General features: G+C 64.0%; 21 protein-coding genes and 1 tRNA gene. 16 read left to right on the top strand and 6 right to left on the bottom strand.

What is annotated here, in order from left to right:
* Window positions 1–27: 27 nt before the first annotated feature.
* From OKA04_RS14075 to OKA04_RS14125, 11 genes are all read left to right on the top strand, one after another.
* Window positions 28–168 carry a hypothetical protein gene (locus OKA04_RS14075; RefSeq protein WP_264501818.1) on the top strand — a complete coding sequence of 47 codons (141 nt, stop codon included), beginning with the start codon at window positions 28–30 and terminating at the stop codon, window positions 166–168.
* A gap of 64 nt (window positions 169–232) precedes the next feature.
* A complete protein-coding gene (locus OKA04_RS14080; RefSeq protein ID WP_264501819.1) occupies window positions 233–1,381 on the top strand; it encodes a polysaccharide deacetylase family protein in 1,149 nt (382 codons plus the stop codon).
* A gap of 45 nt (window positions 1,382–1,426) precedes the next feature.
* Window positions 1,427–1,654, top strand: a complete 228-nt coding sequence (locus tag OKA04_RS14085; protein ID WP_264501820.1) for a DUF433 domain-containing protein — start codon at window positions 1,427–1,429, stop codon at window positions 1,652–1,654.
* Entirely contained in the window at window positions 1,651–1,986 is a 336-nt protein-coding gene (locus OKA04_RS14090) for a DUF5615 family PIN-like protein (RefSeq protein WP_264501821.1), read from the top strand. The genes OKA04_RS14085 and OKA04_RS14090 overlap by 4 nt, the downstream gene beginning before the upstream one ends.
* A gap of 23 nt (window positions 1,987–2,009) precedes the next feature.
* Window positions 2,010–3,443, top strand: a complete 1,434-nt coding sequence (ffh, locus tag OKA04_RS14095) for a signal recognition particle protein (RefSeq protein ID WP_264501822.1) — start codon at window positions 2,010–2,012, stop codon at window positions 3,441–3,443.
* Window positions 3,444–3,613: 170 nt separating this feature from the next.
* Complete coding sequence (locus OKA04_RS14100) at window positions 3,614–3,937, top strand: YnfA family protein (RefSeq protein WP_264501823.1); 324 nt, start codon at window positions 3,614–3,616, stop codon at window positions 3,935–3,937.
* 64 nt (window positions 3,938–4,001) lie between these two features.
* Complete coding sequence (gene uvrA, locus OKA04_RS14105; RefSeq protein WP_264501824.1) at window positions 4,002–6,851, top strand: excinuclease ABC subunit UvrA; 2,850 nt, start codon at window positions 4,002–4,004, stop codon at window positions 6,849–6,851.
* Window positions 6,852–6,869: 18 nt separating this feature from the next.
* On the top strand, window positions 6,870–7,463 hold the full coding sequence (locus tag OKA04_RS14110; protein WP_264501825.1) for an RNA polymerase sigma factor: 594 nt from the start codon (window positions 6,870–6,872) through the stop codon (window positions 7,461–7,463).
* 21 nt (window positions 7,464–7,484) lie between these two features.
* The gene (locus OKA04_RS14115; RefSeq protein WP_264501826.1) at window positions 7,485–8,111 is read left to right on the top strand and encodes a hypothetical protein; all 627 of its coding nucleotides are present in this window, start codon (window positions 7,485–7,487) and stop codon (window positions 8,109–8,111) included.
* A gap of 63 nt (window positions 8,112–8,174) precedes the next feature.
* On the top strand, window positions 8,175–9,200 hold the full coding sequence (locus tag OKA04_RS14120) for a PDZ domain-containing protein (protein WP_264501827.1): 1,026 nt from the start codon (window positions 8,175–8,177) through the stop codon (window positions 9,198–9,200).
* A 164-nt stretch (window positions 9,201–9,364) separates the two neighbouring features.
* The gene (locus OKA04_RS14125; protein ID WP_343226886.1) at window positions 9,365–9,955 is read left to right on the top strand and encodes an NAD(P)H-dependent oxidoreductase; all 591 of its coding nucleotides are present in this window, start codon (window positions 9,365–9,367) and stop codon (window positions 9,953–9,955) included.
* Window positions 9,956–9,984: 29 nt separating this feature from the next.
* Here the strand turns inward: OKA04_RS14125 and OKA04_RS14130 are convergent.
* Window positions 9,985–10,058: transfer RNA gene (locus OKA04_RS14130), tRNA-Arg, on the bottom strand.
* 48 nt (window positions 10,059–10,106) lie between these two features.
* On the opposite strand from OKA04_RS14130, the gene OKA04_RS14135 reads away from it, so the two are divergent.
* Complete coding sequence (locus OKA04_RS14135) at window positions 10,107–10,622, top strand: hypothetical protein (protein ID WP_264501829.1); 516 nt, start codon at window positions 10,107–10,109, stop codon at window positions 10,620–10,622.
* On the opposite strand, the gene OKA04_RS14140 is transcribed toward OKA04_RS14135, so the two are convergent.
* The 4 genes from OKA04_RS14140 to OKA04_RS14155 form a co-directional block, all read right to left on the bottom strand.
* Window positions 10,607–11,566: a L,D-transpeptidase family protein gene (locus OKA04_RS14140; RefSeq protein WP_264501830.1), complete on the bottom strand. Its 960-nt coding sequence runs from the start codon at window positions 11,564–11,566 to the stop codon at window positions 10,607–10,609. The genes OKA04_RS14135 and OKA04_RS14140 overlap by 16 nt on opposite strands.
* On the bottom strand, window positions 11,551–13,323 hold the full coding sequence (locus OKA04_RS14145) for a VanW family protein (RefSeq protein ID WP_264501831.1): 1,773 nt from the start codon (window positions 13,321–13,323) through the stop codon (window positions 11,551–11,553). The genes OKA04_RS14140 and OKA04_RS14145 overlap by 16 nt, the downstream gene beginning before the upstream one ends.
* A gap of 95 nt (window positions 13,324–13,418) precedes the next feature.
* Window positions 13,419–13,703, bottom strand: a complete 285-nt coding sequence (locus tag OKA04_RS14150) for a hypothetical protein (RefSeq protein WP_264501832.1) — start codon at window positions 13,701–13,703, stop codon at window positions 13,419–13,421.
* On the bottom strand, window positions 13,703–14,461 hold the full coding sequence (locus tag OKA04_RS14155) for a DUF899 domain-containing protein (RefSeq protein ID WP_264501833.1): 759 nt from the start codon (window positions 14,459–14,461) through the stop codon (window positions 13,703–13,705). Before OKA04_RS14155 ends, OKA04_RS14150 begins: the two co-directional genes overlap by 1 nt.
* 211 nt (window positions 14,462–14,672) lie before the next feature.
* Here OKA04_RS14155 and OKA04_RS14160 point away from each other — a divergent pair, with 211 nt between their 5' ends.
* On the top strand, window positions 14,673–15,176 hold the full coding sequence (locus OKA04_RS14160) for a VOC family protein (RefSeq protein WP_264501834.1): 504 nt from the start codon (window positions 14,673–14,675) through the stop codon (window positions 15,174–15,176).
* Window positions 15,177–15,245: 69 nt separating this feature from the next.
* Here OKA04_RS14160 and OKA04_RS14165 read toward each other — a convergent pair whose 3' ends face one another.
* A complete protein-coding gene (locus tag OKA04_RS14165; protein WP_264501835.1) occupies window positions 15,246–16,058 on the bottom strand; it encodes a sugar phosphate isomerase/epimerase family protein in 813 nt (270 codons plus the stop codon).
* 100 nt (window positions 16,059–16,158) lie between these two features.
* Here OKA04_RS14165 and OKA04_RS14170 point away from each other — a divergent pair, with 100 nt between their 5' ends.
* The 3 genes from OKA04_RS14170 to OKA04_RS14180 are packed head-to-tail and all read left to right on the top strand — an operon-like array spanning window position 16,159 to window position 18,927.
* On the top strand, window positions 16,159–17,106 hold the full coding sequence (locus OKA04_RS14170) for a dihydrodipicolinate synthase family protein (protein WP_264501836.1): 948 nt from the start codon (window positions 16,159–16,161) through the stop codon (window positions 17,104–17,106).
* A gap of 4 nt (window positions 17,107–17,110) precedes the next feature.
* Window positions 17,111–18,118, top strand: coding sequence for a LacI family DNA-binding transcriptional regulator (locus tag OKA04_RS14175; protein WP_264501837.1), 1,008 nt, complete (start codon window positions 17,111–17,113; stop codon window positions 18,116–18,118).
* On the top strand, window positions 18,115–18,927 hold the full coding sequence (locus OKA04_RS14180) for a sugar phosphate isomerase/epimerase family protein (RefSeq protein ID WP_264501838.1): 813 nt from the start codon (window positions 18,115–18,117) through the stop codon (window positions 18,925–18,927). The genes OKA04_RS14175 and OKA04_RS14180 overlap by 4 nt, the downstream gene beginning before the upstream one ends.
* Window positions 18,928–18,957 lie beyond the last annotated feature (30 nt).

Below are 18,957 nucleotides of genomic sequence, written 5' to 3' on the forward strand. Positions count from 1 at the left end.
AGCGGCATTCGTGGAAATACTCATGTCATGATGAACGCCACCCGTCTCGTCGTCGCGCTCGCCTTGGCAGGTGCCTGCCTCGGCTGGCTGCCTGAGGAAAAGGGCAAGCGCAAGACGCGCATGGCTGCCCTCCCGGTGCCTGCCGCTGACGCGACGCGGCCCGCCTGACCCGGGGAGAATGGCGAATTCGGGCTTCGCACCGGGCCGGGCGTGGCTACAGTGCGCCCGTCCGATGAAGTTCGTCCTCCTGCTCGCCCTGCTCCTGCCGCTCCATGCCCAGGAGCCTGCTCCGGTGACCCCTTCGGCAGAGCCAGCCCCTCCCGCGGTGCCGGATGACGGGGTGCGGGTGTCCGTGCTGGGCTACCACGATTTCTCCGAGACCGCCACCGAGACGGAAATGGTTATCCGGACCTCGAAATTCCGGAAGCAGATGGAGGCGATCAAGAACGCCGGCCTGCCGGTCATCCCCATGGCGGACTTCCAGGCCTGGAAGCGCGGGGAAAAGGAGATCGCCGACAAGAGCATCGTCATCACCATTGATGACGGCTGGAAGGCCGTTTACACCGATGCCTACCCGATCCTGAAGGAGTTCGGCTATCCCTTCACCATCTTCCTCTACAAGAACTACGTGGATGGCGGCGGCAAGGCGCTGACCACCGAGATGATCAAGGAGATGCAGAAGCACGGCGCCACCGTCGGCAGCCACTCCGTCAGCCACTCCTACCCCGGGCCGCAACGACGGAAGGGCGCGGAGGCCTATGACAAGTTCCTGCGCAGCGAGTTCGGCGCGTCGAAGCTGTTCCTTGAGGAGAAATTCGGCGGCAGTGTTACTACCTACGCCTATCCCGGCGGCATTCACACCCCGGAGATGGATGCGATTTCGGAAGCACTTGGCTACGAGCACCTTTTCACCGTGCTGCCGGGGAAGATCCGGCGCTCGAATGACGACCACACGCTGCCGCGTTACATCATCCTGGGCACGCGCGACCGGGTCTTCGACCTCGCGACGGGCTTCAACGAGGTGGCGGGTGCGCCTTCCACCCACAGCCCGGAGATCGCGCCGCAGAGCACTCCTTACCCCGTGCGTCCGGAGCCCGGCGTGCCCATCGATTCGCGGTTGCCGAGGATCTCGGCGGACCTTTCCACCGTGCCGGATCTGGACCCGAAGACGCTGACGATGAAGGTCGGCGGCTTCGGCGAAGTCCCGGCCGTCTATGACGAGCAGACGAAATCCTACACGTGGCAGGTGAACCGCCGCCTGCGCGCACCCGTTTGCCAAGTCGCCGTCTCGTGGCTGGACAGCAAGGGCAAGCCCCCCGAAGTTCCGCTGCGCTGGTCCTTCCGCATCGATGCGGAAGCCGCCTACCTGCCGGTCGAGTGACCGCGGTCTCGACTTGAGGGCTTCCGGCGTTATTTTCCCCTCATCATGAGCGATTTTCGCGGACGGATCACGATCGAGGCGGGCAAGCGAGGCGGAAAGCCCTGCATCCGTGGCCTGCGCATCACCGTCTATGACATCCTCGGGTGGCTCGCTTCCGGGATGAGTTATGCCGAAATTCTGGAAGATTTCCCTGATCTCACCGTCGAAGACATTCAGGCCAGCCTCGCATTTGCGGCGGATCGCGACAGTCACCTTGTGGCTGCGTCGTCATGAGGCTGCTTTTCGATCAGAATCTCAGCCATCGCTTGGTCGCTGCTCTTGATGACCTTTTTCCCGGGTCGCAGCACGTGCGGCTTTTGGGGATGGCTGAAGCGGACGATCTGCCGATTTGGGAGTATGCGAAGGCAAATGGCTTCGTGATCGTGACCCATGACTCTGATTACGCCGACTGGAACAAGCTTCGTGGAGCGCCGCCAAAGATCGTATGGCTGCGTTGCGGGAATACCTCGACGGCTCAGATCGAAGCGAAGCTCCGGCAGGCAGCAGACCGGATCCATTTGCTGTCTGATCCCGATCTTGGAATAGAAGTGCTGGAAATCCTCTGATCAGACACCAAGCTCTCTCCGCCATGTTCTCCAATCTCGCCGACTCCCTCGACAAGACCTTCCGCAACCTCCGGGGGGTGGGGAAAATCTCGGAGTCGAACATCACCGATGCGCTCCGCGACGTCCGCCTCGCCCTGCTTGAGGCCGACGTGGAATTCGGCATCGCGAAGGAGTTCATCGCCCACGTCAAAGAAAAGGCGATGGGCGCGGACGTGCTCAAGTCGATCAAGCCGGGCGAGCAGATCGTCAAAATCTTCCACGACGAGCTGGCCGAACTCCTTGGTGGCGATCAGGTGGGGCTGGATCTCACCCCTCCGGCTCGGCTGGTGCTCTGCGGCCTGAATGGCGCGGGCAAGACGACCACGGCGGGCAAGCTCGCGCTGCGCCTGAAGAAGGAGGGCCGCAAGCCGATCCTCGTGGCGATCGACCTCTATCGTCCGGCGGCCATCGACCAGCTAGCCACGCTGGCGAAGCAGGTGGACGTGCCGGTTTACACGCCGGACGCCAGCGAGTCGGACGTGGTGAAGGTCGCCCGCGAGGCGCTCGCCTGGGCCGAGACGCAGCGGCACGACGTGATCATTTTCGACACCGCCGGTCGCCAGGAAATCGACGAGCGCCTGATCGAAGAGCTCAAGCGTCTCCACACCTTCCTGCAGCCGCAGGAGACCCTTCTCGTCGCCGATGCCGCGACCGGCCAGCAGGCCGTCTCCGTGGCGAAGCACTTCGACGAGGCCGTCGGCATCACCGGCATCATCCTCACGAAGCTCGACGGTGACGCCCGCGGCGGTGCGGCGCTTTCCATGCGCTCCATCACCGGCAAGCCGATCAAGTATGCGGGTGAGGGCGAGAAGCTGGACCAGCTTTTCGAATTCCACCCGAACCGCATGGCGGACCGCATCCTCGGGATGGGCGACATCGTCGGAATGGTCGAGCAGGTCGCCTCGAAGATCGACGAGAAGGACGCGATGAAGTCCATCGAGCGGCTTGCCGAGGGCAAGTTCGACTTCAATGACTTCCTCGACCAGATGCGGATGCTCCAGAAGCTGGGCGACATGAAGGGCCTGCTGGGCCTGATGCCCGGCTTCAACAAGATCAAGAAGCAGATCCCGGACGCGGCCTTCGACCCGAAGCGCCTGAAGCGCACCGAGGCGATCGTGCTTTCCATGACGCCCGACGAGCGCCGCCGCCCGGAAATCATCAAGGCCTCGCGCCGCGAACGCATCGCAAAGGGCTCCGGGGTGAAGGTTCTCGAGGTGAACCAGCTCCTCAAGCAATTCGGCGAGATGCGCAAGATGATGCGCTCGCCGAACAAGATGAACAAGATGATGCGCCAGATGGGCGGGGGACTCGGCGGCAAGGGTGGCCTCCCCGGAATGGGCGGCATGCCCGGCCTCGGCGGCCCCGGAGGCGGCTTCGGCGATCTCCTCAAGGGCTTCAAGGGGAAGTTCCCGTTTTGACTTCGGGATACCCCGGAAACACGGATTGATGCCACCAACTCGGGGGCGAAATACGTCTTCGATTCGAAACAAGTTCATGGGGCTGGCAAAGCGATCTTGAGGTGGCTCGAAAGACTCCGTGCTAGCTTGGGCACTTGGAACTTCTCACTTGAACCTTTCCTCCCTCTCCGATGAAGACGCTCTACTGGTACCTGATTGCCGCCGTTGGAGAGATCGCCGGTTGCTACGCCTTCTGGATGTGGCTGCGGCTCAAGAAAGGTCCCGGCCCGCTTCTCTGGGGCCTGCCGGCGCTTCTCATCTTCGCCTATGCGCTGACCCGGATCGACACCGAGCAGGCGGGCAGGGCGTACGCGGCCTACAGCGCGATCTACCTCATTTCCTCGCTCGCTTGGATGAAGGCGGTCGAGAAGACCAATCCGACCACCTGGGACATCGTTGGATCCTGCGTCTGCCTGATCGGCGCGGGCATTATCGTCTTCGCGCCGGGCAAGTAGTCCTGCTCGGCAGGCGACTTGTTTCGCACTTGGAAGTTCCCGCTTGGAACTTTTCCCTCTCCCCGTGGACAGCATCCGGATCCGGGGAGCACGGCAGCACAACCTGCGCGGCATCGACGTCGAGATCCCGCGCGGCAAGCTGGTGGTGATCACCGGGCCGAGCGGGTCGGGTAAGTCGTCGCTCGCTTTTCACACGCTCTTCGCCGAGGGGCAGCGGCGCTTCGTCGAGTCGCTGTCGGCTTATGCGAGGCAATTTCTTGACCAGCTTGAAAAGCCGGACGTGGACGCCATCGAGGGTCTCAGCCCGGCGATTGCCATCGAACAACGCAGCGGTGGCCTGAATCCCCGGTCCACGGTCGCCACGGTCACGGAGATCCATGAGCACCTGCGCGTCCTGTGGGCGGCGGCGGGTGTTCCGCATGACCCCGTCACTGGCGAGAAGCTGGAGCGCATGGGGGCGGCGGACATCGTCTCGGCAATCTCCGCGATGCCCGAGGGGACGAAGGTGGTGCTGCTGGCCCCGGTCCCGGCGGAGGAAGCCCGCGAACCGGAGCGCCTGATCGGCGATCTGCGGCGGCAAGGCTTCGTCCGCGTGCGGGTGGATGGCGAGATCCTGGAGCTTGAGGACGCGGCAAAGGCCTGGCCGGAGCAGGCGAAGAACGTCGAGGTGGTCGTGGACCGCGTCGTCGTGCGGCCCGGTGGCGAGGCCCGCCTGGCCGACTCCGTGGAGACCGCCCTGCGCATCTGCGGCACCGAGGCGCGGGCGCTTGTGTCCGAGGATGACTCGTGGAAAGAGATCTCATTCCAGACCAGCTATCGGAATGCCTCCACCGGCTTCATGATCGGCGAGCTGACGCCGCGGCATTTTTCTTTCAACTCCCACCTTGGCGCCTGTCCCTCCTGCGAAGGCCTCGGCACGGAGACCTTTTGCGATCCGGCATTGTTGGTGGGCGACGAGAGCAAGCCACTCGCGAAGGGCGGGCTGAAAGGTTGGTGGAAGCCCGGTGCGCAGCGTGAAAAAGCATTCGCCCGCGAGGCCGAAGCAATCCTGCGGATGTTCGAGTTGCCCGAGACCGCGCGTCTGGACGAACTGCCGGAGGAGGCGAAGTCGCTGCTTTTTCACGGCGGCGATTTCGACACCGGCTGGCGCATCGGCCGGGAAAAGAAGAAGCAGGTCAAAAAGTACGAAGGCCTCTGCGTCGAGGCGGAGCGGAAGCTGCGCGACGCCCACAGCGAGGCAGTGCGGAGGCGGCTCGCCCGCGTGATGGCGGAGCGCCCTTGCCGGGCGTGCCACGGGCGGCGCTTGCGGCCGGAGATCCTGGCCGTGCGGATCGAGGGCGATGGCGGGCGTTGGCTTGGCATTCAGGATTTCTGCGAGTTGCCGGTGGAGGAGGCCGCGGGCTGGCTCGCCGGCCTGTGCCTGCCGGAAGATCGCGCGGAGGTTTGCGGACAGCTTGCCGGTGGAGTGGCGGAGCGGCTGGGATTCCTCGAGGAAGTCGGTCTTGGCTACCTCGGTCTGGATCGCTCCAGCGCGACGCTTTCCGGCGGGGAGGCCCAGCGCATCCGCCTGGCCACCCAGCTCGGCAGCGGCCTCACCGGTGTGCTCTATGTGCTGGATGAGCCGAGCATAGGCCTGCATGCCGAGGATACCGGGAAGCTGATCGCGGCCCTAAAACGCCTGCGCGACCGCGGCAATACCGTGGTGGTGGTGGAGCACGATGAGGAGATGATCCGCGCCGCCGACTGGATGATCGAGCTCGGGCCCGGAGCGGGGAAGGAAGGCGGCGCGCTGCTTGCCGCCGGGAGGCCGGAGGATTTCCCCGAGACCTCGCCGACGAAGCGCTGGCTGGAGTCCCCGCTGCCGGAGTCGGAGCAGGGCGGGGGAATGGGCCTGCTACCCGATGCCCTCGTTATCCGTGGCGCAAGCGAGCACAACCTCCGCGACCTCGACGTCCGCATCCCGCTCGGCGGCATCGTCTGCCTCAGCGGCCCCAGCGGCAGCGGGAAATCGACACTCGCCGATGACGTGCTGCTGCGCGCGCTGAAGCGGCATTTCAATGGCGGGGGCGATCCTCCGGGGCGCCATCGGGCGATCGAAGGCATGGCCGCCCTCGGCAAGGTGGTGGCGGTGGATCAGTCGCCGATCGGCCGCAGCCCGAGATCGAATCCCGCGACCTTCACGGGGATGTTCGATGCCATCCGCGACCTGTATTCGAAGCTACCTCTTTCGCGCCAGCGCGGCTACGGGGCGGGGCGCTTCAGCTTCAATACCCACGGCGGACGCTGCGAGAATTGCGAGGGCGCGGGCCGGCTGAAGATCGAGATGAATTTCCTGCCGGATGCGTGGATCACCTGCCGCTCGTGCGGCGGGAAGCGCTTCAACCGCGAGACGCTGGAGGTGCGATTCAAGGGCATGAGCATCGCCGACGCGCTGGATCTCACCGCGGGCGAGGCTTTGACGGCATTCGCTGCGGTGCCAAAGCTGCGCCGCACGCTGGAGGTGCTCGGCGAGTTGGGCCTGGGCTACCTGCGTCTCGGCCAAGCGGCGAACACGCTCTCGGGCGGGGAAGCGCAGCGGCTGAAGCTGGCCGTGGAGCTGTCAAAGCCCGCCGCGCCGCACACGCTCTACTTCTTCGACGAGCCGACCACGGGCCTGCATTTCGGCGATGTGGAGCGGCTGCTGGCTGCCTTCCGCGGCCTGCGGGCGGCGGGGCACAGCGTGCTGGTGGTGGAGCATCATCTGGATGTCATCGCCGCGGCAGATTGGGTCATCGACCTCGGTCCCGGCGGTGGCCGGGAGGGCGGGCAACTCGTCGCCGAGGGGCCCCCGCGGGCCATCGAGAAAATCGCGGCCTCGCCCACCGGGCGAGCATTGGCGCAGCGCTCCGCTCGCCATTTCCAGACAAAAGGTTAGATTAACGGCGCTTCCACCATGGATACCCAAGACAAAGTGAGCAGCGCCTCTGCCGAAAAACTCTCCCCGTCCACTGCCGCCTGGCAAGAGTGGCTGGGAGAACACGCACCTCGCCTCATCCTCTTCGCACGGCAGCAAACGCGCTCGTCCGAGGATGCCGAGGATATCGTGCAGGATGCGCTGGTGAAGCTCGTCGAGAAGCTCGACTCCGGTGAGTTCTTCGGCGGGCAAGAAGCGTGGATGCCTTACCTCTTCACCGCGATCCGCCGCCTCGCGATCGACCTCGGACGCCGTGACGACCGCCGCAAGCGCCGCGAGGACTTCGTCGGCGGCGAGGCCGAGACGGACCAGAAGGAAGCCTTTCACCCGTGGTTCGAGAGCGAGTCTTCCGATGACGAAACCCGCCAGCTTCTTGAGGCGGGCCTGAAGGAATTGCCACCGAAATTCGCTGAGGTGGTGATCATGAAAATCTGGGGTGAACGCACCTTCGCGGAAATCGGCGAGGCGCTTGAAATTTCCCAAAACACCGCGGCTTCCCGGTATCGCTATGGTCTTGAAGCCCTGAAGAAAAAACTCTCCTCCGCCCGCCGCAAGGGTGACTTCTCGATTTGATCCCGATCTGACTGACACACGATGGACGAAGACTTCCAGGAACTTGAAGCCAGCCTGAAGGGCATGCGCCCGGTGAGGCCGGATGCCGCGTGCATGGACCGCCTGCTGGCGGCCGTGGAGCGTCGCACGCCTGCCGCGGACTTGTCGATTGAGCGGGAACTCGGCAAGCTTTCCCCGGTCGCACTCGATGGTGGACTGCAGGCAAGGCTGCTGGAGACCGTGTCCCACGTGCCTTTCCCGGTGGACGAGAAGGTGGTGCTTTTCCCGGGCAATACGACCCATTCGAAGGCCGCTCCCAAGGCTCCGGCCCGCCGCCCGTGGATCGCTGCCGCCGCCGCGGTCGCCGTGCTCGGTGCCTTCAGCGCCGTGATGATGGGGCCGCAACAGGGTTCCGCCCCGGTCGCCGATGGAGGCAAGAAGACCGAGGCCCCCCTGCGCTCCGTGAAGGATCTGGTGCCAGCCTCGGTGGGCAGCACGGTGAGCGAAACGCAGGACCAAGGAATCGTCTGGACTCGTGACGGAAAGCCGCTGCGCCAGGTGAAGGTCATCTATATGGACAAGGTCAAGTATGCAGGTGAGGACGGCAAGATCGTGGAGATGGAACGTCCTCGCGTGGAGTGGCTTCTGGTTCCTGAAAAGATCGATTGATGTTGTTTTCGAGAGACAAGCGGAGCGAGCTACTACGCTTCTAGTATGTTAACACGATACAAGATGAAATCTCACATCGCATACGGATTTGCAACGATGCTCGGAGTGGCTTCTTCCGCCCTCGCCATCGAGCCGACGCACACGCCCGCGCCGATCCCGCCGCAGGCCACGCCCGAGGAGGCTGTGGCACCGCAGCCACAGGCGCAGGCTGGCGCTGAAGTGATGCCGCTGGAAGAACAGCACGCAGGCGAGGTGGCACCCGCCCCTGCCGCAGCAGCAGAGCGGGGCTATCTCGGAGTTGGTGGATCGCAGGTCCCGGAGTTGCTTGCAGATCATCTCAAGCTCGAGCCGGGCAATGGCGTTGTCGTCCGCTCGCTCGATCCCGCGGGCCCGGCTGCCAAGGCCGGCCTCGTTCAGAACGACGTCATCACGAAAGTGGCCGGCAAGCCGGTCGGTTCCCAGGACGGTCTTCGTGCCGCGGTCTCTGCGATGAAGCCGGGTGACGAGATCGAGCTCGACTACATCCATCAGGGTGATGCGAAGACTTCGAAGATCACGCTGGGCAGCGCACCCGCAGATGCCGGGATCATCGCCGGTGCCGAGATGATGCCCATGGAGCGCCTGATGCTCGACGGCATGCCACAGGAGCAGGCGCGTCGCATCCAGGATGCCATCCAGCAAAATCTGAGGGCCTTCGAGAATCTGGAGCACGAGCGCGATGGCGCGCTGCCTCCGCAGATGCTCGGCGATGCCATGCGTAAGCGCATGGAGATGATGATGCAGGGCATGGACCTCCAGGCGGAGCAGCAGGGTGGCGGGATCAATATCAAGAGCTCGGGCACCATCCGGATGCTAAATGCCGACGGCAGCGGAGTCGAAGTAATGTCCGAGAACGGCGGCAAGCAGGTCCGAGTGATCGGCAAGGGCGGCAAGGTCGAGTGGGAAGGTCCCTATGACACCCCGCAAGACAAGGAAGCCGTGCCGAAGGAATATCGCGATCGCATCGACAACCTGAACCTCGACATGAACTTCAAGGGTCAGGGCCTGCGCCTGCGCGTTGCCCCGCGCTTCGGTCAGCCGGAGAAGTAAACAGTCAGATCGGCACCATTTTTCAGGGAGGCAAGAACACCCGTCGCGGCCTTTGGACCGGGACGGGTGTTCGATTTTGCAGTCTAGGGGAGAGGCGTTCTTTTCCCGGATGACCGTTTGCATCTTCCGGCATCTGGCGGAGCTACTTGGCCCTGACCCTCGTCATGCACACGCTCATCGTCACCTCCCACCCGGACACTTCATCCTACACCCATGCGGTTGTTGCCAAGGTCATCGAAGGCATCGGTTCCTCGCCCGGTTACACCTACGAGGTCGCGGACCTCATGGAGGAAGGCTTTGATCCGCGCTTCACAAAGCAGGACATAGCGGACTTCCGCGCAGGTATTCGTCCTACTGACGAGCGGGTCCTCGCCGAGCAGGCTCGCCTCGATCGCGCCGATCATCTCGTGCTCGTCTTCCCGGTCTATTGGTGGACCATGCCCGGCCTCATGAAGGGCTGGATCGACCGCGTCTTCACCCAACAGTGGGCCTACATCGACAACCCTGACGGCGGCCTCACCAAGCTGCTCACCCGCCTTCACGTCCATGTCATCGGCATCGGCGGAGCCACCCGGCGCACCTACGAAAAGCGCGGCTACGGCACCGCATTCCACACCGAGATCGACGAAGGCATTTTCGGCTTCTGCGGTGCCCCCGTGCTTGGCTCCGAGATCCTCCTCCCCCTCGACGAGGATTCCGCCCAGCAAGGCCTGCAGCGTGCATTCGAGATCGGACAGGGTCTTGCGACGCGCTGATCGACAACGCCAGGAATGGGCAGAAGAAGCGCACCCGACTGGATTCGAACCAGTGACCGTCCGCTTAGAAGGCGGATGCTCTATCCAACTGAGCTACGGGTGCCTGCGGCTTGTGTAGCGGGATTTTCGAGGGAAGTCAAAACGCGAAAGGATGGGAAAATCAGCTCCTGCTTTCCAGTGGCGTGCGGGAGGGATTTCGGGTTGGCTGGCGGGCATGCAGACATACGGGCCCCCTCCACACCCGCAAGCGATTCAAGATGCGGAGCATCTGAAGCTGCTTGTGATCTTTCACTATGTGGTGGGCGGGATGACCGCGCTATTCGGCTCGTTCCCGATCATTCATGTCGTGATGGGGTTCATGATGGTGGACGGCAGGGCTTTCGGTCCACCCGGTAGCGGTCCTCCGCCGGAGTTTGGCTGGTTCTTCATCGTCGTGGGTTGTTGTTTCATCCTCTTGGCGTGGACCTTAGCCATCCTGATGATCTATTCCGGGCGATGCCTCTCCGCCCGGCGGAAGCGGACATTCTGCTTCGTGATCGGGTGCATCTCCTGTGCTGGCTTCCCGCTGGGCACGGCTCTGGGGATCTTCACGATCATCGTGCTGCAGCGTCCGTCGGTGCGGGCACTCTTCGACCGTCCTGAGACGGGCGGCTATTTGAATTCGTAGCGCCCCCCGGTGACCTCGGCCTGCGGAGGCACGTGGGTGCTTTCGAAGTGATCGTAGCCTTCCTTGAGGTTCGTCCAGAAATCGAACCACTCGCTTCCTTCCTCCCGGGCCAGTCGTTCCGACGTCATGCGGAAGGGGAAGAGATTCACGCGGAAATACGGCTGTCCTTTTTTCAAGGCTGCGTCGCAGAGCGTGTAGATCTCCTCGATCTTGGGATCCGTCATCGCCAGGCAGCCGATCGAGACGCAGTTCCCGTGGATCATGATGAAGGAGCCGGTGCGCCCGTGGTGCTGGTCGTAGGCATTCGGGTAGCCGATGTTGAAGGCGAGGTGAAAGGTGCTGTCCGGCTTCATCGCGGCGGGCGGCACGAAGTAGAAGCCCTCCGGCACCTGCCCGTCGCCCTCGGCCATTTTCGGGCCTGGCTTGCCGGATTGCGCGGCCACATCCCAAGTACGGAAGTGCTCGTACTTTCCGGTGTCGCGTCTTCTCATCCACGCCTCCACCTGCCCCTCTTCCTTGAAGGCGCGGATGAAGACGGGATCACCGAAATGCAGGCCTTTCACGGCCAGCGACCGTTCCAACTCGGGCCGCACCCTCGCGGCGGCTGCCTTCGCGCGCTCCGGTCCGGGGATGTCCGAGCTCACGGCGCGCTCTTCCGGCAGGATGACTCCCTGTGGAATCACCGTCGGCTTCACGAGAATGGCATCGGCGGCACCGGGCATGGGTAGCGCCGTGGCCGGGTCTTCAGGGAGCGTCAGATCTTCCGGTCGGGTCGGGGCCTTGGGCGCGGGCTTCTGCATCGTCTGCGGCTGGGGAGCCGGAGTGTCCGGCGTGGCACTGTTTTCCTCCCGGGGCGCGGCGGTATCCTGCGCCGTGCGTGCCTTTTCCCGGCACGCGCAGAGGCATGCCAGCGGCAGCAGGGAGATCATCAGGAAGCGACGCATGCGGGGGGCGCGGGTTGGAGCACCGCGCGCAGGACCATACGCATGGCTGCGGGATCGGGCGAGGAAAGCGTGTGCAAATGCGGATGCTCCGGCAGACCGCATGCCTCGGTGGCGATGACCGGGATGCCGCTGGCCAGTGCCTGCAGCGCGAGACGCGGTTGGTGCTCGATCCATGCGGGCAGGATCAGCACCCGCGCTGCCGCGAGATCCGCCGCCGTGCCGGGCGAGCAGGCAATTTCCTTGAAGGGATCCGCCGCGCCCTCCGTCGCCCGGCCAAAGCACTTCACCTCCACCAGCGGCTCATCGAGCAGCGCTGCGGCCAGCTCGAAAGCTCCCTTGCGACCCAGACGCGAGGCGGGGAAGAAAACGGTGTCCTTTTCCGCGGGCTGCAACTCCAGTGGCTGGGGCATGTCCCAATCGATCAGCCAGGCTCGTGCGCCGAAGTGCCGGGCGATGGCGCGATGCGGCGTGACCAGTCGTGCGGCAGCCGCCAGTGCCTCGCGCTCCGCTCGCACCAATTCCGGATCTGCGCGGAAGTCGCCGAGAGTGGTGGAGTGCGGGTGCTTTTCCTTCGCCACATCCAGCCGCCGCTGGAGCTCATCCATCGGCCAGCGCTGCATGAGCACGTCAAAGCTGCGTCCACCCAGTACCCCGGCCTGCCACAGGTGCGGCAGCAGGTTTTGGGCGACGACGAGGTGGCGGCATTCCGGCGAGAGCATCTTCGCGTAGCGTCGTGCGAGTGCGGCATCGCCCTCCAGCAGGGCGAGCTGCCGCTTTGCCCCTTGGCCCGGCAGGCGGCGTTGCTGCCACGAGCGCAGCAGTGCCTGCAGCGTCGCGCGCTCGGTGGTCACGCCGGGTGGCGGGGACCACTTGTAGTTTGCTTTCTTCCATCGACGCCCGTCCAGTGGGACCAGCCAGCGGTCGCCCTCGCGCGAGTGGCTGCGGCACCAGCGGTCGAACTCCGGCCAGCGCGCGTCTAACAAAAATGCGGAGTGCCCCATCGAAGGCGCATGCGCAGCCGTCGCTGCCGGATGGCGGAAGCACGAGAGCATGCCGCAAGTGAGGCAGTCTCCGGATGGCGCGGGGCGGGGGATGGCCTCCGCAGGTGGTGCCGCCGTCTTCGTCATCGCCGCGCCAGCCGACCGGATGCGAACCACCAGATCCGCCGCGGTCAGCTCCACCTCCACGCGCCACGCCGAGGTGCCGCGGAAGCGCAGGTCCACGTAGTTCCAGAAAACGGTGGCATCCAGATTTTGCTCCGCCCACGACCCCGGGACCACCCGCGAGTGGCCATGACGCTCCACGATTTCCAGCCCCGCTTCCAGTGCCGCCTGATAGAGCAATCCGCTGAGCTGGCAGAGCCCGCCGCCGATCGCCGGGACGAGGCATCCCTCACGCAACTCGCGGCCTGCGGTGAAGCCCTTGCCCTTGGTCGTACGTCCAAGCTGCCGCCAGAAGCTGAAGACCTTCCCGGCCGGAATCTCCACGCCATGGAAGGCGCGCGCGGCGCAGCGGAGGTTCTCCACCTTGCCCGCAGTCAGTGGGAATTCCGCGGGCGTGATCTCCCGCCAAAGCGGCGCGCTTTTCTCGGCGATGACCGGCGAGTCCGCGAGCGCCGAGGCCCGCCCGTGTCTCGGTGGTCGTGACGAAATTTCCCCCACGCCACGCTTCAACTGGAAGACGCGCGACTTGAACTGGAAGGCCAGCGCTTGAAGCGGACCGGGAACGTGACGCTCTGGAGCAGGATGATGACTCATGGTAGCGCGGCGAAGCGCCTGAGTATACAACGCGCGGACCGTGGAGATCTCTTCAGGGGAATCGTGAATTCTTCGTGAAGATAATCCGGCCTATCTCACCGCTGCCGGGCCGCGCGCAGAGCGGGGAGCAGGAATCGGGTTGCCAGTATGGCCAAGCATGTCGCGATGAGACCATAGCGCAGCCACGTTGCCACCGGCAGCGAGATGCCGATGCCAGTGAAAACGGCGACGTAACCGGCGAGGCATACCGGGCACTTCGGCACCAGCAGTAGTAAGCCACCGGGCACCAGCCACCCGGCGAGGCGGCGCGCCCTCGCGGGTGGCTTGCTTGCCCGGGCTACCGGAACATCGGGCCCGGAGTTCTGACAGCATGCCTTCATCACGCGTCCTTTCCGCAGCCGCAGCAGGAGCCCTTTGCCTGCTCGTATTGGTCGTGGAGACGCACCCAGCTCATGGTGTCCTCCTCATTGCGACCCAGCGGAACGAGGTCGAGGAACATCAGCGCGCCGACGGTCTGCTCGCAACCGCGCGCGTAGCAGGAGTAGGTGTGGAAGATCTCCCCGGCTTCGTTCTTGTAAAAGACACTGGTGCCGTGCGCCTCCTCGCCCCACGGCTCGATCTCGCCGTAGTTGTATTCCACCTTCCCTGAGGCGACCTGCTCGGGCGTGTAGGAAACCTTGTAGTCAAAGTTGAAGTCGTTCCCCGCGGAGGACACCCAGTTGAATTTCCAGCCCATGCGCTTTTTGAAGTGGGCGAACTCGGCGAGCGGTGCCCGCGAGACGGCGACGTAGGATACGCCCGCGTTCTCGAAATGCTGGCGCGCGCCATCCACGTGGTCGCACAGGAAGGAGCAGCCCGAGCAGCCCTCCTTCCACCCGGGGCCGAACATGAAGTGATACACGACGAGCTGGCTGCGACCGTCGAAGAGCTCCGCCAGCGTGACCGGGCCATCGGGGCCCTCGAAGACGTAGTTTTCCTCCACCTTCACCCACGGCAGGTCGCGGCGTGCGGCGCTGAGGGCATCGCGGGCGCGGGTATCTTCCTTTTCCTTTTCCAGCAGTTCCTTCCGCGCGGCGAGCCATGCTTCGCGGGAGACGACGGGATGATTCGTGAGATCGGGAATGGCAGGGATGCTCATGGTGACAAGATAAGGTTCACCCAAACAACGAACACAGGAACGATCCCGGGACAAGCAACGGAAGTTTTTCCGAAGATGTCTCATTTTCCGGCGCGGGAGGGGGAGCGCGGGAAAAATCCATTTGCGGTGTCCTGAATTCGACAGCTCGTTCGTCGGTCATGGTAGAGGCCCTGTTGTCGGGGTCGGGCAAACCTTGAAACCAACCACCATCATGAGCACGTCCACCATTGATAATCCCGCCGCCGCGAAGTCTTCCGTGAAGCCCGTGCCGGAAGGCATGCACACCATCACCCCGCACCTCGTCTGTGCCGGTGCGGTGGCGGCGATGGAGTTTTACAAAAAGGCCTTCGGAGCCATCGAGATCGCCCGCCTGCAAGGCCCCGATGGCCGCCTGATGCACGGCATGATCCGTATCGGCGATTCCGCGCTGATGCTCGTCGACGAAATGCCGGAGTGCGGTGCGATGGCACCCGTCACGCTGAAGGGTTCGCCGGTGTCGATCCACCTGCAGGTGGAGGATGCGGATGCCACCTTCGAGCAAGCCGTCGCCGCCGGAGCCGAGGTGAAGATGCCGTTGTCGAACATGTTCTGGGGCGACCGCTACGGCTGCCTGCAAGACCCCTTCGGCCACCAGTGGTCAGTCGCCACGCACATCGAGGACCTCACTCCGGAGCAGATCCAAGAAGCGGCGAAGAACGCCTGCTGCGGTGGCTGAGAAGACACCGGCTTTTGAAAGGCAGCCCGCCTTGCCGTGATCTCGTGCGCGGTAAGGCGGCTTGTGTTTTCAGGAGAAGAATTTCCTCAAGTTCGCGAGGCTATCCGTGGCGATGACCTCGGGCGTGGGAGAGTAGTCGAAGACTTCGACGGACACCCACCCATCATACGACGTCTCCCGCAGCGCATCGACGATGGGCGAATACTCAACCGCTCCCATGCCGGGGCCGCGGAGGTTCGGGTCATTGGCGTGGAAGTGGGCGGTCCAGTCCTTGCTCTCGCGAATCACCTGGCCGATGGGCTTGTCTTCGTAGCTCATGGCTTTCACGTCGAGGTGCAGCTTGCAGGAGGGATGCGCGACGGCTTCGCAGAGGCGGATTGTCTCGGCGGCACTGGTGAGGAAGTTCGTCTCCACATGTCCCAGTGGCTCCATCGCGATGGTCACGCCGAGAGGCCCGCAGTGTTCCGCGGCGGCACGCAGCACCTCCACTGCCCGGGCGAAGGCGTCATCGTAATTCCATCCCGGCTCCAGCGATCGCTGCACCGGACTGCCCCACACCATGATCGTGCCACCCATGGCGTGGCAGAGATCGGCGAGGTGTCGCGCGTAGTCGGTGGTTGCCTTTCTCACCGCATCGTCCGGAGTGGTCAGGTGATAGCCGGTGGTTTTTGCCAGCAGCCAATGGAGGCCTACCACCTCCATGCCGGTGTCGCGCACCTGATCTCCCAGCGTCTTCGCATCCGTAGGAGTGAGCGTCCGCACGTCATCCGCGAGAGTGAAGGGAGCGATCTCCAGGCCCGTATAGCCGATCCGCGATGCGATGGCTGCCGCCTCGGCGAGGGGGATGGCTCCGAAGGTCTCATTGCAGATGGCATAGCGCATGGACATGAGAAAAGGCGGCTTTCCCGCATGACGCAATGCCATGGATGGGTGAGCGGGAATTGCTTGCGTCAGTAAATTTGCATGCAAATAGTGAGGCGTCATGTCGCTCGAAACCCGCCACGCCGCCAAGCGCTTCCGCCGCAAGATCACCGGATATGCCGCATGCCTTTTGCCCTTCGAAGCCGACGGGTCGATTGCGCGCGAGGCATTCCAGGCGGCCGTCGCCCGCACCACCGATGCCGGTCTCGGCTGCGCGGTGAACATGGATACCGGCTACGCGAACTACCTGACCGCAGCGGAGCGCACCGAAATCCTGGGGCTAACAAGGGAAGTGATCGCAGGTCGCCGCGACTTCGTGGCCGGAGTTTTCGTGGAGGGACTGGAAGGAGAACTCGTCGATCTCTATCGCCGCCAGATGGACGAGATCGTCTCCTTCGGTGGCACGCCGATTCTCTTCCAGACGACCCGCTTTCACGACTGGACGCCCGCGCAGATCGTGGAGCTGTATGCGAGGGTTTGCGAAGGGCACGAGTCCGTCTTCGGCTTCGAACTCGGCAAGATGTTCGCGCCGAATGGCATGATCTACGATGAGGAAACCATTCGCGGGCTGATGACGATCCCGGCACTGAAGGGCATCAAACACTCCTCTCTGGATCGCGGGAAGGAACTCCGCCGCCTGGAGATCCGCGATGAGGTGCGGCCGGACTTCATGATCTTCACCGGCAATGACCTCGGCATCGACATGACCGAGTATGGCTCCGACTACCTGCTCGGGCTCGCCGCCTTTTGCCCGGAGAAATTCGCGCTGCGCGACCAGTATTGGCTGGAGGGCGACGAACGCTACGCGGAGCTGACCGATGCTCTGCAGTATCTCGGGAATGTGGGCTTCCGTGCGCCCGTGCCTGCCTACAAGCACAGTTGCGCCGTCTTCCAGCATCTCATCGGCCGCATCCCCACGTCCGAGCCGCATCCGCTCTGCCCGCGCCGTCCGGACTGGGAGGCTGGCATCATCGGGGATTGCGCGAAGCGCCTCGGATACGATCTCTGAAGGTATGCCAACGATCGACGACATCGCCCGCGAACTGGGCATCTCCTCCGCCACCGTCTCGCGTGCCCTCAATGGATCGCGGCTGGTGACGGCAGACATGCGGGCGAAAGTCGCCGAGGTGGCGGACCGGATCGGCTACGAGAAACGTAGTATCCGCCGCCATCGTGGGCGCGCGATCCTGAGCGTGAAGCTCGTGCTGCCGCGCCACGCGGAGCCGGAGCGGGCGCTATTCTACGACTTCGCCGCACTCATCGAGGGGCTGCGTCGTGGCTTCACCCAGTGCGGGCTGAATCTCCTGTGCGAGATCAATTCACCCGAGTTCGAGCCCTATCCGCACAAGAAGGGAGGCGACATCGATGCCTTCGTCTTCGCCTTCCAACGCCCGTCGCAGCAGACGCTGAAAAGCCTGCGTGAGCACGGCACGCCTTTCGTGGTGCTGAACCGCTCGATCCCCGGGCTGCCCTGTGTCGCCTCGGATCACTCCGCGGGAATGCTGGACCTGCTCGATCACCTGCGCTCGACGATGGGGGAGATCCGCCCGCGTTTCGTTTCGATCGAAGGCCTCGGGCAGATCCATGAGGAGCGGCTCGATGGCTTCGAGCAAGCTTGCCGACGACGCGGGATTTCCTTCGACCGGGAGAAAGACACGACGGTGATCCGTGACATCGCATCGATCCAATCCTCCAAGGTCGCCACAGCGGCAAAGGGAGCGAACGTGCTGGTCTGCGTGAATGATATCGTCGGCACGGTCGTGCTGACGGAGCTGGATCGCCTCGGCATTTCGGTTCCGGCTCAGATGGTCGTGACCGGCTTTGACGATTCGCCGGTGCGCCGGCTTTCCCGCCCGCTGCTCACCACGGTCAGTCTGCCGGTGGAGGAGCTTGCCCGCTATGCCGCCACGCGCCTGCAAGCGGAGATCATCGAGAATGAAGCGCCCGCAGCCCTTCTTCGGGTGAGCGGCCAACTTGTGCCGGGGGATTCCACCCCGGCCGCTCCTTCCATCCAGCCATGACGCCCGACCGCCTCGCCATCCACACCTTCACGAACAAGCCGTGGTCGATCCACGAGTGCTTGGAGAACTACGCGCGTCGCGGCATCGGCGGCGTCTCGATCTGGCGTGAGACCGTGGCGGGGCAGGATCTCGCGAAGGTGAAGAAGCACCTCGATGACAGCGGCCTTCAGCCTGTCAGTCTGGTCCGCGGCGGCTTCTTCACAGGTAAGGATGCGGAGACCCGCGAGGCCGCCATCGATTCTAACAGATCCGCCTTGATCGAGGCCGAAGCTCTTGGCCTGCCGATGATCGTCCTTGTCTGTGGCGCGACGATCGGACAGACGCCGGAGGAGAATCTCGATCAGATCCGCGACGGTATCTCGGCGCTTTTACCACAGGCCGAGAGTGCCGGGATCAAGCTCGCCATCGAGCCGCTGCACCCGGTGTATGCGGGTGATCGCTCCGCCGTCGCCTCGATGCGCGATGCGAACGAACTCGCCGAGTCGATCAATCATCCGCTGGTCGGTGTGGCGCTCGATGTCTTCCACGTCTGGTGGGAGAGCGGGCTGGAAGTGCAGATCCAGCGATGTGCAGATGCGAAGCGGTTGTTCGCCTTCCACGTCTGTGAATTCAAGCCGGACTTCGACCACGTCCTCCTTGACCGCGGCCTACCCGGCGAAGGCGTGAATGCCGCGGCACGCATCGCGAAGATGGTTCGGGCTGCGGGTTTTGACGGACTCAGCGAAGTCGAAATTTTCTCACGCAAGTATTGGTCCGAGAACCAACACGACTTTCTCGGGAAGATCATCGAAAGCTGCGAACCGCTCTGATGAGCGATTGGCCGAGTGGCCGGTGAGAAA

Origin of the sequence: Luteolibacter flavescens (assembly GCF_025950085.1) — a bacterium.
Lineage (GTDB): Bacteria > Verrucomicrobiota > Verrucomicrobiia > Verrucomicrobiales > Akkermansiaceae > Haloferula > Haloferula flavescens.

What these genes read in the sequence shown, in the direction of transcription:
- OKA04_RS14175 (WP_264501837.1), top strand. Translation starts at nt 17,111, where the DNA reads ATGCCAACGATCGACGACATCGCCCGCGAACTGGGCATCTCCTCCGCC.
- OKA04_RS14120 (WP_264501827.1), top strand. Translation starts at nt 8,175, where the DNA reads ATGAAATCTCACATCGCATACGGATTTGCAACGATGCTCGGAGTGGCT.
- OKA04_RS14110 (WP_264501825.1), top strand. Translation starts at nt 6,870, where the DNA reads ATGGATACCCAAGACAAAGTGAGCAGCGCCTCTGCCGAAAAACTCTCC.
- OKA04_RS14170 (WP_264501836.1), top strand. Translation starts at nt 16,159, where the DNA reads ATGTCGCTCGAAACCCGCCACGCCGCCAAGCGCTTCCGCCGCAAGATC.
- OKA04_RS14160 (WP_264501834.1), top strand. Translation starts at nt 14,673, where the DNA reads ATGAGCACGTCCACCATTGATAATCCCGCCGCCGCGAAGTCTTCCGTG.
- OKA04_RS14150 (WP_264501832.1), bottom strand. Translation starts at nt 13,703, where the DNA reads ATGAAGGCATGCTGTCAGAACTCCGGGCCCGATGTTCCGGTAGCCCGG.
- OKA04_RS14100 (WP_264501823.1), top strand. Translation starts at nt 3,614, where the DNA reads ATGAAGACGCTCTACTGGTACCTGATTGCCGCCGTTGGAGAGATCGCC.
- OKA04_RS14075 (WP_264501818.1), top strand. Translation starts at nt 28, where the DNA reads ATGATGAACGCCACCCGTCTCGTCGTCGCGCTCGCCTTGGCAGGTGCC.
- OKA04_RS14135 (WP_264501829.1), top strand. Translation starts at nt 10,107, where the DNA reads ATGGGAAAATCAGCTCCTGCTTTCCAGTGGCGTGCGGGAGGGATTTCG.
- OKA04_RS14165 (WP_264501835.1), bottom strand. Translation starts at nt 16,058, where the DNA reads ATGCGCTATGCCATCTGCAATGAGACCTTCGGAGCCATCCCCCTCGCC.
- OKA04_RS14180 (WP_264501838.1), top strand. Translation starts at nt 18,115, where the DNA reads ATGACGCCCGACCGCCTCGCCATCCACACCTTCACGAACAAGCCGTGG.
- OKA04_RS14090 (WP_264501821.1), top strand. Translation starts at nt 1,651, where the DNA reads ATGAGGCTGCTTTTCGATCAGAATCTCAGCCATCGCTTGGTCGCTGCT.
- OKA04_RS14145 (WP_264501831.1), bottom strand. Translation starts at nt 13,323, where the DNA reads ATGAGTCATCATCCTGCTCCAGAGCGTCACGTTCCCGGTCCGCTTCAA.
- OKA04_RS14140 (WP_264501830.1), bottom strand. Translation starts at nt 11,566, where the DNA reads ATGCGTCGCTTCCTGATGATCTCCCTGCTGCCGCTGGCATGCCTCTGC.
- OKA04_RS14125 (WP_343226886.1), top strand. Translation starts at nt 9,365, where the DNA reads ATGCACACGCTCATCGTCACCTCCCACCCGGACACTTCATCCTACACC.
- OKA04_RS14155 (WP_264501833.1), bottom strand. Translation starts at nt 14,461, where the DNA reads ATGAGCATCCCTGCCATTCCCGATCTCACGAATCATCCCGTCGTCTCC.
- OKA04_RS14080 (WP_264501819.1), top strand. Translation starts at nt 233, where the DNA reads ATGAAGTTCGTCCTCCTGCTCGCCCTGCTCCTGCCGCTCCATGCCCAG.
- ffh (WP_264501822.1), top strand. Translation starts at nt 2,010, where the DNA reads ATGTTCTCCAATCTCGCCGACTCCCTCGACAAGACCTTCCGCAACCTC.
- OKA04_RS14115 (WP_264501826.1), top strand. Translation starts at nt 7,485, where the DNA reads ATGGACGAAGACTTCCAGGAACTTGAAGCCAGCCTGAAGGGCATGCGC.
- OKA04_RS14085 (WP_264501820.1), top strand. Translation starts at nt 1,427, where the DNA reads ATGAGCGATTTTCGCGGACGGATCACGATCGAGGCGGGCAAGCGAGGC.